Below are 13,224 nucleotides of genomic sequence, written 5' to 3'. Positions count from 1 at the left end.
CGAATAAAAAAAGACCGCACCTTAAAAGTGCGGTCTTTTTTTTACTCATTTTAACCTACGACAAAAGGTAAATAACCGGCTCGGATAGCAAAAGGAATCGAAGTAATAATTACCCCAAGCACTAGGACGAGCACTAACAATGCTTTACCGCCCCATACTCGGTATGGCAAGTTTGGATGAATTGAGCGTGCTTTCCAAACTAATGCTACCGGTAAAACCACTGCGTAGAACGCGAACATTTGACCGGCATAACCCAGTGCGAGAATAAAACCTTCAGGATAGAAAAGGGAGAAAAGCACTGGGGGAATAAAGGTCATTAAACCTAATGAAATACGCCCTGCATGAATATCAAAAGATTGCTTGAGTAAGTCTTCAATACATTCTAATAAACCTAATGCCACGCCTAAGAATGAGGTTACTAATGCCAAAGTGGAGAAAATTTTGACTGCATTAGCAATAATTGGGCTTTGGGTGATTTCTAAGGTTGCTTTCACTAAGCCATTTAAGGTTGCGTCTTCACGTAAAATTTGTAAGAACTCATTTTGGCTGAGTAAACCGTGCGTAGAGAGCTGCCATAAAAAGTAAGCAAATAATGTGATGCCGGAACCCACTAAAATTGCAATGCGTAAGGATTTCACATTACCGTCTAAGTATTTATTTAAGCTAGGAATCGAACCGTGGAAGCCAAATGCCGTGAAAAATACAGGGCTTGCAGAAATAATTAAGGCATTATCAATCGGCATAGCCATTAAGTTATCAAATTTAATGTTTGGTAACATTAATGCGAGTACTAAGATAAAAGTGGCAATCATCACAAAAAATAGGACACGGTTAATTTTATCCACACTGTGGGTGCCGATAACAATAAAACTACCGAAGAAAATGGTGAATACAAGCACCGCGATTTTGTTCATGGTGTCTTTATCCCCCATGGCGGGGAGTAAATCCATTAATAAGGAACCTCCACCACTTACATAAGCGGCAATTAAGGCATATAAAAAGACAATTAAAACAGCAGTGGAAATAATTCGCCCTGCTTTACCAAAATATTGTGCAGCAAGCGTGCCGATCCCCGCATCACTGTCAGCAGTTTGATATAGTTCAACGAATAAAAGTGCAGTGAATGTGAGCACCGCCCATAAGCCAATTAATAAGAAAACCGTCGCCGTTAAGCCAATCCCTGCTGAGGTGAGCGGCATCGCCAACATCCCCGCACCAATCATGGTTCCTGCTACAAGCAAGGTACTTCCCACAGTCTTGTTCATTTTACTTTCCTTTGGTTGTAATGATAAATTTACGATGATTGTATTTTAATCTTTACATTGTGTAAAGTAGGAGAAACAAAATTCTTCTACAAAATGTACGGTAGAAATGACCGCACTTTCCCGATAAAATAGCCGGCAAATCAATTAAGACGAGAGACAATAGTAGGAGAGCGCTTATGATTTATAGTATGACAGCCTTTGCACGCCTTGAAATCAAGAAAGCTTGGGGCGATGCAGTTTGGGAAATTCGTTCGGTTAACCAACGTTATTTGGAAAACTTTTTCCGCTTGCCAGAGCAATTTAGAGGCTTGGAAAATGCTTTGCGTGAGAAACTTCGTCAAAATCTCACTCGCGGTAAAATTGAATGTTCATTGCGTATTGATAGCAAAAAACAAGCAGCGGCTGAACTCAATTTAAATAAAGAGTTGGCGAATCAAGTTATTCAATCTTTACAATGGATTAAGGCGCAAGCTGGTGAAGGGGAAATCAATTTAGCAGATGTATTGCGTTATCCTGGCGTGGTGGAAGCGGCTGAGCAGGATTTAGATACCATCAGTCAAGATTTGTTGACAGCTTTTGATGAGTTGTTGGTGGAATTTATTGCAATGCGTGGCCGTGAAGGCGAAAAATTGCAAGCCATTATTCAACAACGTCTTGATGGCATCACCGTGGAGGCTGAAAAAGTGCGGTCACAAATGCCAGCGGTTTTACAATGGCAACGTGAGCGTTTATTACAGCGTTTTGAAGAAGCGCAGATTCAACTTGATCCACAACGTGTCGAACAAGAAATGATTTTATTGGCGCAACGTGTGGATGTGGCGGAAGAATTAGATCGTTTGCAAATGCACGTGAAAGAAACCAATAATATCTTGAAAAAAGGCGGGGCAGTGGGCCGTAAATTGGACTTTATGATGCAAGAGTTGAATCGTGAATCTAACACGTTGGCATCAAAGTCCATTAATGCAGACATCACTGCTTCCGCCGTGGAATTAAAAGTATTAATCGAACAAATGCGTGAGCAAATTCAAAACCTTGAATAGGAAAAATCATGGCAACATTTATTTCATTAAACCACTATGATTTGGTAGAGGTGGCGGGTGTGGATGCGGAGAAATATCTGCAAGGTCAATTAACTTGTGATGTGGTGCATTTAGCAGCTGGTACTTCAACGCTTACAGCACATTGTGATCCGAAAGGCAAAATGAACTCGTTGTTCCGCTTAATTAAGCTTTCAGCAGAGCAGTTTTTGATTTTAATGCCGAAAGCTTTATTGGCTCCACTCGATCATTTAAAAAAATATGCGGTGTTTTCAAAAGTCACTTTCCAAGTGTTGGATTGGCAAATTGTCGGCTTGATTGGTGAAAAGTGCGGTCGAATTCATGCGCAGATTGAATTAGATATTGATGAAAATCGCGCAATTTTGATCAATCCTACATCGTTAGATGTCACCTTTAATGGCGATGATAAACAATGGCTTTGTGCGGATATTCAAGCAGGCCTACCAAGCTTGAGTGCGGAAACGCAAAATGAATTTATCCCACAGGCATTAAATCTACAAGCTATCGAACAAGCGATTTCTTTTACTAAAGGCTGTTATATCGGGCAAGAAACTGTCGCGCGTGCCAAATATCGTGGCGCCAATAAACGAGCGATGTATGTGCTTTCGGGGGAAACCACAGTTACCCCGAAAATCGGTAGCGAAATTGAAATGCAGTTAGATACGGCTTGGCGTAAAACGGGCTCGATCGTAAGTGCGGTCAATTTTGACGGTGTTTTATGGTTACAAGTGGTGATGAACAACGATTTAGAAGAAGGGACGCATTTCCGTTTACCTGAAGATGGAACAGTTCTGAAAATTGAATCTCTTCCTTATTCCATAAACAACTAAATATATTGTCTTTTAATCTATTTTAAACTTAAAAATCCTTGGCGAAGTCAATCTTTGCAAAGGATTTTTTTATTATGCCTTTTGTAATGAAAATTTGTTTTCTAGCACAATTTCTGTATTTTTGTCAGATTTTTTGAATAGTTAAAAAAATGTTACAAGGATAAAAGGGAAATGTTAAAAAATTATGAGATCTTTGTCACATTTTCAATAAATTTCACTTAATAGGGTATAGGTTTTTTCTTTAAAACCCATAGAATACGCGCAATTTTTAGTTATGTAAGAGGAGTAAGTATGACCCTATCTTTTATTCTTAGTGTTTTTCCGATCATCCTGTTGATCTATTTAATGGTAAAGCGTAATGCATTACCTTCTTATGTTGCATTACCTTGGATTGCAACTCTAGTAATGGGGGTTCATCTTCTTCATTTTAATACCGATATAGTGACAATTAGTGCAAATGTGACTGCAGCAATCGTGGCTGTTCAAACACCAATTACTGTTATTTTTGGTGCAATTCTCTTTAACAAATTTTCAGAAGTATCTGGCGCAACTGATACGATGCGTAAATGGTTAGGCAATATTAATCCAAACCCAGTTGCACAATTAATGATTATCGGTTGGGCATTTGCTTTTATGATTGAGGGGGCAAGCGGCTTTGGTACACCAGCAGCGATTGCAGCTCCAATTTTAATGGGGTTAGGTTTTAATCCATTAAAAGTCGCCATGTTAGCTTTAGTGATGAATTCGGTTCCGGTTTCTTTTGGAGCTGTAGGTACACCAACTTGGTTCGGTTTTGGTCCGTTAAAATTAGATTCAAAATCGATTCTTGAAATTGGTTCGATGACAGCGTTTATCCACTCCATTGCGGCATTAGTGATTCCATTGATGGCATTACGCATCATGGTGACCTGGAAAGAAATCCGTCAAAATATTGTTTTCATTTATATCAGCGTATTCTCTTGCGTGATTCCTTACTTCTTAATTGCACAATTTAACTATGAGTTCCCATCATTAGTTGGTGGCGCAATTGGTCTCTTTATTTCTGTATTTGTAGCGAATAAAGGTATTGGTTTAGCGAAAGTTGAAAACAAGTTAGATAATAATGCTGTTAGCGCAGGCCAAGTTGCTAAAGCATTACTACCAACCGGTTTATTAATTTTATTCTTAATCGTTACACGTATTCCAGAATTAGGCTTAAAAGGCTTAATGAATAACAAAGATGTGTGGTTCTCCACAGCGTTAGGTTCATTAGGCACATTTGAAGTCAGCAAAGGTTTAATTTTTAGTTTGAAAAATATCTTCGGTTCAGAAGTGAGTGAAAGCTATAAACTTCTTTATGTACCTGCGTTAATTCCATTTGTAATTACCGTATTAATTTCATTACCACTTTTCGGAGTGAACTTCAGCAGAACAAAAGGCATTTTTAGTACAAGCTTAAGCCAAGTAAAAAATCCATTTATTGCCTTAATGGGAGCCTTAGTGATGGTAAACTTGATGTTAGTGGGTGGCGAGCATTCTATGGTAAAAATCATAGGTCGTACCTTTGCAGAAGTTACCGGTAGTGACTGGACAATCTTCTCATCCTTCTTAGGTGCTGTAGGCGCATTTTTCTCAGGTTCAAATACCGTATCTAACTTAACATTCGGTAGCGTACAATTATCGACAGCAGAAACTACAGGTTTATCTGTGACTTTAATTCTGGCGTTACAATCAGTCGGTGGTGCGATGGGTAATATGGTATGTATTAATAATATCGTAGCAGTTTCTTCCGTGTTGAATATTCAAAACAAAGAAGGAACAATCATTAAGACTACGATTGTACCAATGGTCGTTTACGGTATCATTGCAGCCCTTTGCGCAAGTTTCTTAATTCCGCTATTCTATGCGCTCTAAAATAGAGGCAAAAAGCAACCGCACTTTGTGGGCGGTTGCTTAACTTTTATCGAATATTTTACTTTTTATTTTCTATTATTGTTGGAGTAATTATTTATGAACGTAAATTTCTACGTTACTTGTATTGCCGACGTAGTAAAGAGCGGTGTGGCAAAAAACACTGTATTACTACTGGAAAAACTCGGTTGTAATGTTATCTTCCTTGAAAAACAAGGCTGTTGTGGGCAACCAGCATTAAACAGCGGTTACACCAAACAAGCCATCCCTGGCATGAAAAACTTAGTCGAAACCTTTGAAGTGAACGATTATCCCATTGTTGCCCCTGCAGGTTCCTGTGTTTATGCTATCAAAAACTATCCTGACTATTTCACTAAAGCTGGTGAGTTAGGTTGGGCTGAGCGAGCGAAAAAGGTCGTCGCACGTTTCTGTGATTTAACGGATTTCATCGTCAATAAATTAGGTGTAACAGATGTTGGCGCCTATTTGCCTGGTAAAGCGGTTTATCATCCTTCTTGTAGTCTTACTCGTAAATTAGGCATTGTTGATGAACCAATCGCTCTCTTGAAAGGTGTAAAAGGGTTAGATCTTCTTCCTATTCATAATCAACAAACTTGCTGTGGCTTTGGTGGAACTTTCTCTGTGAAAATGGCAGAGATTTCTGGCGAAATGGTGAAAGAAAAAGTTGAGCATATTGAAGAGGTTGAACCGCAATATTTAATCGGTGCAGATGTAAGTTGTTTATTAAATATTGGTGGTCGTTTACAACGCGAAGGCAGCAAGATCAAAGTGATGCACATTGCGGAAGTATTAATGCAAGGGGAGAAATAAGATGTCATTGAAAACCAGTAATCTTCCTTTTAAAGCGCGTGTCGATCATGAAGTGCATAACACCATCATGCGTAAAGCGGTGGTGAAAGCTCAAGAAACTATTGGGGCTAACCGTCAAAAAATGGTGGACGAATTAGGTCATTGGGAAGAATGGCGTGATTTATCTAAACAGATTCGTAACCATGTTTTAGCTAATTTAGATGCTTATTTGTATCAATTAAGCGAAAAAGTGATGGAAAATGGCGGTAAAGTGTATTTTGCTGAAACGGCCGAAGAAGCGAGTGCTTATATTCGCAAAGTAGCATTAGAGAAAAATGCGAAGAAAATCGTAAAATCCAAATCCATGGTGACAGAAGAAATCGGTTTAAACGAAGTGCTTGAAAAAGAGGGCATGCAAGTGATCGAAACCGATTTGGGTGAATATCTATTACAAATTTCAGGTGATAAACCATCCCATATCGTTGTGCCTGCAATTCACAAAGATCGTCACCAAATCCGCAAAGATTTATCTGAAAAACTCGGCTATGAAGGTGAGGAAACGCCTGAAGATATGACGCGTTTCGTACGTGAAAAAATTCGTCAAGATTTTTTAGAGGCTGATATCGGTATCAGTGGTTGTAACTTTGCTGTAGCGGAAACCGGCTCAGTTTGTTTAGTGACAAACGAAGGTAACTTACGTTTAGCGACGACCTTACCAAAAACACATATTGCCGTGATGGGAATGGAGCGTTTAGCGCCAACTTTCCAAGAGGTGGATGTGTTAATTACGATGCTTGCTCGTAGTGCGGTAGGGGCGAAATTAACTGGTTATAACACTTGGTTAACCGGTCCTCGTCTTGCTGGTGAAACCGACGGTCCTGAAGAATTCCATTTGGTTATTGTGGATAATGGCCGTTCAGATATTTTAGCGTCTGAATTCCAAGAAGTTTTACGTTGTATCCGTTGCGGTGCTTGTTTGAATACTTGTCCGGCATATCGTCAAATCGGTGGTCATGGATATGGTTCTATTTACCCGGGGCCAATTGGTGCAGTGATTTCTCCATTATTGGGTGGCTACGATGAGTTTAAAGAATTGCCGTATGCTTGTTCTTTATGTAATGCGTGTAACTCTGTCTGCCCAGTGCGTATTCCATTAGCGCAGTTAATCTTAAAACACCGTGAGAAAATGGTAGAGTTAGGTAAAACTCCCGCGATGGAACGTTTATCTATTTTTGGTTTCACCACAGCCAATGCCAACCCAACACTATGGAAAACAGGTGTGAATATCGGTGCAAAATTAGCGGGTAAGCTGATCAAAAATGGGAAAGCACCAATTACATTTGGTGCATTGGGTGAATGGACAAAAGCACGAGATTTACCACAAGCAGATGGCGAAAGTTTCCGTCAATGGTTTAATAATAGAGAGAGAGGGTAATAAGCATGGATTTACAAAATCGCGAAAATTTTCTTAATAAATTAGCGGCGAAAATGGGTAAAGCCCGTGCTATCATACCTGAACCGATGGATGTACCAGTCAATACATACCCAACTGAGCGTTTAACTCATTTAAGTGCGGTTGATTTAGCGAATGAATTTACCAATTCTGCTAAAACCATGATGGTGGATGTAAATGTGTGTAGAGAGTCTGATGCAGTACAAACCTTACTTGCTCTCTGTGAAAAATATGGCGGCAGTGATGTTGTGCTTAATTCCGATGAAAGATTGACCGCACTTGGTATTCCAGCGGCGCTTGAAGCGAAATATACTTGCCATACATGGTCACCAGAAACGGCACAAGATAATATTAGTTTTTCTGAAAAAGCTAATCTTGGTGTGGTTTATGCAGAATATGGTTTGGCGGAAACTGGCGGAATCGTCTTATTCTCTAGTGCAGATCGTGGACGTTCAGTGAGTTTATTACCTGAAAAATCGATTGTTGTTGTACGTAAAAGCCAAGTACTTCCACGTGTTGCACAAGTGGCGAAAGTATTACACGATAAAGCACAACAAGGCGAGCGTATGCCATCTTGTATCAATATTATCTCAGGTCCAAGTTCAACGGCAGATATTGAATTGATTAAAGTGATTGGCGTACATGGCCCAGTAGCAAAAATCTATTTAGTCATTGACGACTTATAAGAATCATCCATGATGAAAAGAGAGAACTACAATGTTCTCTCTTTTTTTATTTTTTTAAAATCCGCTATAATTCTGAAAAACTCACGAATTGAATATTATGACTTATTATCTTGGCATTATGTCGGGCACCAGTCTTGATGGTGTCGATATTGCTCTTACTGACATCCATTCGAATCAAACCAAATTAATTGCGGCCGATTTCACGCCGATGCCAGCAAATTTACGTGAAAAAGTGACCGCACTTATTCAATCTGGCGAAACCACTTTACAGGCTCTAGGGGAGCTTGATCATCAATTTGGTTTTCTTTATGCCGATTGCGTAAATGCCTTTTTACGTAAACATGAGTTAAAACCTGAGCAGGTCGAAGCCATTGGCTGCCATGGTCAAACAGTGTGGCATTCCCCAAAAAGTCAATTCCCGTTTACCATGCAAATCGGTGATATGAATTTATTAGCCGCTAAAACAGGTATTACGGTTGTTGGTGATTTGCGCCGTAAAGATATGGCGTTTGGTGGACAAGGGGCGCCTTTAGTACCCGCTTTTCATCAAGCGGTATTTTTTGATCCTAACTGGGCAACGGTGGTGCTTAATATTGGCGGTATTAGCAATATATCGTTATTGATACCCGAACAGCCTGTCATTGGCTTTGATACGGGAACCGGTAATGCCTTGCTCGACCAATGGATCGAAAAACATCAAGGCAAAGCTTACGACAAAAATGGTGAATGGGCGGCTTCAGGTCAAGTGAATCCAGATTTGTTAGCGGTATTATTAGATGAAGATTTCTTTCAGCTTCCACCACCGAAAAGCACGGGGCGTGAATTATTTAATTTGGCTTGGCTAGAGAATAAAATTCAAAAAATAACAGGCAAAACGACCGCACTTTTACCACAAGATGTGCAAGCCACCTTGGCTGAATTTACCGTGCAAAGTATTGTATTAGCCCTTAATAATATTCAGACGACATTACCATGCAGATTACTTGTTTGTGGCGGAGGTGCTAAAAATCAGGTGATCATGAATGGTTTAAAACAGGCATTACTAAATTGGCGTATTCAACTGACGACGGAATTAGAACTTGATATCGATTATGTGGAAGCGGCAGCTTTTGCTTGGTTGGCCTATCGTCGTATGCATAATTTGCCCGCTAATTTACCGAGTGTGACGGGTGCCACAAGTGCGGTCAGTTTAGGGGCGATTTTTCCAAAGGAATAAACCATGGCAGAAAATTTATTACAAACCCTTTCAACTTTAATTACTGAACAACGGAATCCCAATTCCATGCATGTGGATAGCTTGTCTGCATTGGAAATTGTGCAGTTAATGAATAAGGAAGATAAACAAGTGCCTTTGGCAATTGAAAAATGCTTACCTCAAATTGCCCAAGCGGTCGAATGTATTGTTGCTGCATTTCAACAAGGTGGTCGATTAGTCTATATTGGCGCTGGAACTAGTGGTCGATTAGGCGTACTTGATGCTTCTGAATGCCCGCCAACATTTGGTGTGTCACCTGAAATGGTGAAAGGTATTATTGCAGGCGGCGAGCGCGCATTACGTCATCCAATTGAAGGTGCCGAAGACAGCAAAACGCACGCCGTGGTTGACTTACAAACCATTCAATTTTCCTCAAAAGATGTCTTGGTTGGTATTGCTGCGAGTGGCCGAACACCTTATGTGATCGGTGCATTGGAATATGCGAAAAGTTTAGGTTCAGTGACCGTTTCGATTGCAAGTAATCCGAATTCAGCGATGGCGAATATTGTGGATATTGCTATTGATACGGTAGTGGGGCCAGAAGTGCTGACTGGTTCGAGTCGCTTAAAATCAGGCACCGCCCAAAAATTAGTACTGAATATGCTTACTACGGCTTCCATGATTTTAATGGGCAAATGCTATCAAAACTTAATGGTGGATGTGCAGGCAAGTAATGAGAAGCTGAAAGCTCGTGCCATTCGTATCGTCATGCAAGCCACGGATTGCGATAAGACACTCGCAGAAGAGACATTAAAGCTTGCCGATCAAAATGCGAAATTAGCAATTATGATGATTTTGAGTGGACTAGATCGTGCTCAAGCGGAAGCTTTATTAGAAAAACATCACGGCAAGTTACAACTTGCGTTGAAATAAGCAAAAAATAAAACGCTAGGCATCAAACCTAGCGTTTTTTATCATTTAATAGTTTGCTTAATTAGCAATCTTGTTTACCGTAAGCATCTTGACGTAGAATTTGACGAACGCCTTCCTCAAATTGTGCTAAAACTTGATCTGCGTCTTTTGGATCTTTACCGCGAGCATCAAGGTAGAACTTGATTTTCGGCTCAGTACCAGATGGACGAGCGATTAAGCGGCTACCGTTTTCTAATACGAATACAAGGATGTCGCTTTGGCGATCAGTTTTAGTGTGGTCGATGAATTGTGCCACTTTAACATCACCTACTTCTTCTGGAGGCGTGTTGCGAAGTGCGGCCATTAATTTACCAATTTCAGATAAATCGCTTACACGAATAGAAATTTGACCACTTACATAAGCACCGAATTCTTGCGTGAAGTCATTGGCGTAATCCGCTAAGGTTTTGCCTTGTGCTTTTAAGTGACGCACTAAATCTAAGAACACGATAGCTGCAGAAATACCATCTTTATCGCGTACTTTATCAGGATCAACTAAGTAACCAAGCGCTTCTTCGAAACCGAATAATAAGCCTTGAACTTTACCGATGTATTTGAAACCGGTTAAGGTTTCTTCTGATTGGAAGCCGTATTTTTTTGCAATTTCAGCAAGTGCTGGGGAAGATACTAGAGAGCAAGCTAATGTGCCTTTTTCACCTTTTGCATGATATTGTTTTGCTAAATACCAACCTAAGAAACAACCTACCACGTTACCATGTAAAGGTTTCCAGTTACCTTGTGCATCTGGAACCGCAACCGCTAAACGGTCTGCATCTGGGTCATTGGCAATAATGAATTCTGCATTGTGTTCTTTTGCCACTTTAATGGCTAAGTCTAATGCGCCTTTTTCTTCTGGGTTAGGGAAGTTTACCGTTGGGAATGTGCCATCTGGCCATACTTGTTCAGCCACAATATGAGGTTGTGGAAGACCTGCTTTGGTTAAGGTTTTGCTTAATACTTCATAGCCTACACCGTGCATCGCGGTATAAACGTAGTTAATGTCTGCTTGAGGTTCTTTAGCAAGAGAAGCGGTTTTTTCAATATAAGCGTTAACCACTTCATCATCTAGCACAACATAATCTTGACTACGTGGTAAATCTTTTACATTGCCTGCTGCTACTTTGTCGATTAATGCCGCGATATCTTTATCTGCAGGAGAAACGATTTGGCCACCGCCGTTCGCTTTACCTAAATAAACTTTATAACCATTATCTTCTGGTGGGTTGTGACTTGCAGTCACCATGACACCTGCGGTGGTATCAAAATATTGGATTGCGTAAGCTAATACTGGCGTTGGTAATTTACGTGGAAGTAAATAAGCTTTCACGCCTGCACCCGCCATGATTTCAGCGGTATCACGTGCGAAAACATCAGAGTTTTTACGACCATCGTAACCAATCACGATGGAAGGTTGTTTGTCGTAATCTTTTAAATAATCTGCTAAACCGCCCGCAGCTTGTGCCACTAAAACACGGTTCATACCCATAGGGCCTGCTTGTAATGGTCCACGAAGCCCCGCAGTACCAAATTGTAAACGGCCACTAAAGCGAGCTTGTAATTCAGATTGTGCTTTTTCATCACCATTTTTCGCCGCCGTTAAAAGTGCGGTTAATTCTGCGTGAGTTTCTGCATCAGGATCTTGATTTAACCAGTTTTGTGCAATATCAAAAAGCGTTGTCATGATGTTTTCTCCTTGTAAAAAGTAATTTTGGATAGACTAACGGAAAATGGATCGGATTAAAACGACTATTTTTCTTTTTTCCTGAAAAGATAAGCTTTTTTTGATCGCAATCGTTTTCTAATAAAATAAAAACAGCGTAAAATATTCACGCTGTTAAATGATTTTAGATTATGAAATTTAAAATTTATTTGCTGAAGTCCACTAAAGCATCACGAGTAATATCTGTGATATTCTTATTGCTTGTTAGTGTCATTGCTACACGCATTTCTTTATGAAATATATCGAGCATATTCTCTACGCCACGTTGACCATCTGCTCCAAGAGCATAGACAAAAGAACGACCAATCATAGTAGCATCAGCACCTAATGCAATCATACGTACTACATCTAATCCATTACGAATACCACTATCTGCAAGAATTTTTATATTACCTTTGACGGCATCGGCGACATAAGGTAAAGCTTGAGCTGTTGATGGTGTACCGTCTAGTTGTCTACCTCCGTGGTTGGATACCACGATCCCATCAGCACCAAAGCGAACAGCATCTTTAGCATCTTCAGCATCTAAAATACCTTTGATAACCATCGAGCCATCCCAAAAATCACGTATCCATTCTAAATCTTTCCACGAAATAGAAGGGTCGAAGTTGTCAGTTAACCAACCAATGTAATCATCTAACCCTACCGGTTTACCCATATATTGAGAAACATTACCTAATGTAAATGGACGCCCCTTCATGAGCATATCGTAAGACCATAATGGATGAGTGAAACCTTGTAATGTTCGACGAAGCCATTTATATTCGCCACTCATGCCTGAATGCATATCACGATAACGTGCACCAGGGGTTGGCATATCTACAGTAAAGACCAATGTCTTACAACCTGCTGCTTTTGCTCGTTCGAGAGCATTTTTCATAAAGCCTCGATCTTTTAGAACATAAAGTTGGAACCACATGGAACGTTTGAGTGTTGGAGCTACTTCTTCAATTGGACAAATTGATACAGTTGAAAGCGTAAATGGAATACCTTTGTTATCAGCAGCTTTTGCAGCTTGAACTTCACCACGACTTGCGTACATGCCACATGCACCTACAGGAGCTAATACTAACGGCATAGAAAGCTTTTCACCGAATAATTCAATTTCAGTGTTTAATTGAGACATATCATTGAGCACACGTTGCCGTAATGCTATGTTAGATAGATCGCTTACATTACGTGTAAGTGTATGTTCAGAATAAGAGCCACCATCAGCATAATGAAACATAAATGGGGGAACCTTACGTTTAGCAACTTGACGATAGTCGTTTGCGGATGAAATAATCATATTTACCTCGTTATTAATGATAATCATTATCTTCTATTGTAGGTTAAATTCATTAAT

Annotated in this window: 11 protein-coding genes; 8 read left to right on the top strand and 3 right to left on the bottom strand. The window is 40.0% G+C overall.

The genetic code is table 11. From position 1 onward, the window contains the following. Positions 1-50 precede the first annotated feature (50 nt). On the bottom strand, positions 51-1,265 hold the full coding sequence (locus tag RDV53_RS02545) for an aromatic amino acid transporter (protein ID WP_005696938.1): 1,215 nt from the start codon (positions 1,263-1,265) through the stop codon (positions 51-53). Positions 1,266-1,441: 176 nt separating this feature from the next. Between RDV53_RS02545 and RDV53_RS02540 the strand changes: the two genes are divergently transcribed. The 8 genes from RDV53_RS02540 (at position 1,442) to murQ (ending at position 10,120) form a co-directional block, all read left to right on the top strand. Next, entirely contained in the window at positions 1,442-2,305 is an 864-nt protein-coding gene (locus RDV53_RS02540) for a YicC/YloC family endoribonuclease (RefSeq protein ID WP_005696936.1), read from the top strand. 8 nt (positions 2,306-2,313) lie between these two features. Then, the gene (ygfZ, locus tag RDV53_RS02535; protein ID WP_005696935.1) at positions 2,314-3,153 is read left to right on the top strand and encodes a CAF17-like 4Fe-4S cluster assembly/insertion protein YgfZ; all 840 of its coding nucleotides are present in this window, start codon (positions 2,314-2,316) and stop codon (positions 3,151-3,153) included. Between the two features lie 291 nt (positions 3,154-3,444). Further along, positions 3,445-5,046, top strand: coding sequence for a lactate permease LctP family transporter (locus tag RDV53_RS02530; RefSeq protein WP_005696934.1), 1,602 nt, complete (start codon positions 3,445-3,447; stop codon positions 5,044-5,046). A gap of 96 nt (positions 5,047-5,142) precedes the next feature. Next, the gene (locus RDV53_RS02525) at positions 5,143-5,874 is read left to right on the top strand and encodes a (Fe-S)-binding protein (protein WP_005696932.1); all 732 of its coding nucleotides are present in this window, start codon (positions 5,143-5,145) and stop codon (positions 5,872-5,874) included. 1 nt (position 5,875) lies between these two features. Beyond that, on the top strand, positions 5,876-7,288 hold the full coding sequence (locus RDV53_RS02520; protein ID WP_005634829.1) for a LutB/LldF family L-lactate oxidation iron-sulfur protein: 1,413 nt from the start codon (positions 5,876-5,878) through the stop codon (positions 7,286-7,288). Positions 7,289-7,293: 5 nt separating this feature from the next. After that, positions 7,294-7,992, top strand: coding sequence for a LutC/YkgG family protein (locus tag RDV53_RS02515; protein WP_005696930.1), 699 nt, complete (start codon positions 7,294-7,296; stop codon positions 7,990-7,992). A gap of 97 nt (positions 7,993-8,089) precedes the next feature. Further along, positions 8,090-9,208, top strand: coding sequence for an anhydro-N-acetylmuramic acid kinase (locus tag RDV53_RS02510; protein WP_005696929.1), 1,119 nt, complete (start codon positions 8,090-8,092; stop codon positions 9,206-9,208). Positions 9,209-9,211: 3 nt separating this feature from the next. Next, positions 9,212-10,120: an N-acetylmuramic acid 6-phosphate etherase gene (murQ, locus tag RDV53_RS02505; RefSeq protein WP_005696928.1), complete on the top strand. Its 909-nt coding sequence runs from the start codon at positions 9,212-9,214 to the stop codon at positions 10,118-10,120. 61 nt (positions 10,121-10,181) lie between these two features. On the opposite strand, the gene RDV53_RS02500 is transcribed toward murQ, so the two are convergent. Beyond that, on the bottom strand, positions 10,182-11,840 hold the full coding sequence (locus tag RDV53_RS02500) for a phosphoglucomutase (protein WP_005696926.1): 1,659 nt from the start codon (positions 11,838-11,840) through the stop codon (positions 10,182-10,184). Positions 11,841-12,024: 184 nt separating this feature from the next. Beyond that, positions 12,025-13,167, bottom strand: a complete 1,143-nt coding sequence (lldD, locus tag RDV53_RS02495; protein ID WP_032822596.1) for an FMN-dependent L-lactate dehydrogenase LldD — start codon at positions 13,165-13,167, stop codon at positions 12,025-12,027. Between the last annotated feature and the right edge of the window lie 57 nt (positions 13,168-13,224).

The organism is Haemophilus parainfluenzae ATCC 33392 (assembly GCF_031191205.1).
Taxonomy (GTDB): domain Bacteria; phylum Pseudomonadota; class Gammaproteobacteria; order Enterobacterales; family Pasteurellaceae; genus Haemophilus_D; species Haemophilus_D parainfluenzae.
Note: the sequence above shows the minus strand (reverse complement) of the source record. Positions and strands in the feature narration are given on the sequence as shown.

Bases quoted from the DNA above. Each gene is read 5' to 3' on its own strand.
- RDV53_RS02545 (WP_005696938.1), bottom strand. From the start codon at position 1,265: ATGAACAAGACTGTGGGAAGTACCTTGCTTGTAGCAGGAACCATGATT.
- RDV53_RS02540 (WP_005696936.1), top strand. From the start codon at position 1,442: ATGATTTATAGTATGACAGCCTTTGCACGCCTTGAAATCAAGAAAGCT.
- ygfZ (WP_005696935.1), top strand. From the start codon at position 2,314: ATGGCAACATTTATTTCATTAAACCACTATGATTTGGTAGAGGTGGCG.
- RDV53_RS02530 (WP_005696934.1), top strand. From the start codon at position 3,445: ATGACCCTATCTTTTATTCTTAGTGTTTTTCCGATCATCCTGTTGATC.
- RDV53_RS02525 (WP_005696932.1), top strand. From the start codon at position 5,143: ATGAACGTAAATTTCTACGTTACTTGTATTGCCGACGTAGTAAAGAGC.
- RDV53_RS02520 (WP_005634829.1), top strand. From the start codon at position 5,876: ATGTCATTGAAAACCAGTAATCTTCCTTTTAAAGCGCGTGTCGATCAT.
- RDV53_RS02515 (WP_005696930.1), top strand. From the start codon at position 7,294: ATGGATTTACAAAATCGCGAAAATTTTCTTAATAAATTAGCGGCGAAA.
- RDV53_RS02510 (WP_005696929.1), top strand. From the start codon at position 8,090: ATGACTTATTATCTTGGCATTATGTCGGGCACCAGTCTTGATGGTGTC.
- murQ (WP_005696928.1), top strand. From the start codon at position 9,212: ATGGCAGAAAATTTATTACAAACCCTTTCAACTTTAATTACTGAACAA.
- RDV53_RS02500 (WP_005696926.1), bottom strand. From the start codon at position 11,840: ATGACAACGCTTTTTGATATTGCACAAAACTGGTTAAATCAAGATCCT.
- lldD (WP_032822596.1), bottom strand. From the start codon at position 13,167: ATGATTATTTCATCCGCAAACGACTATCGTCAAGTTGCTAAACGTAAG.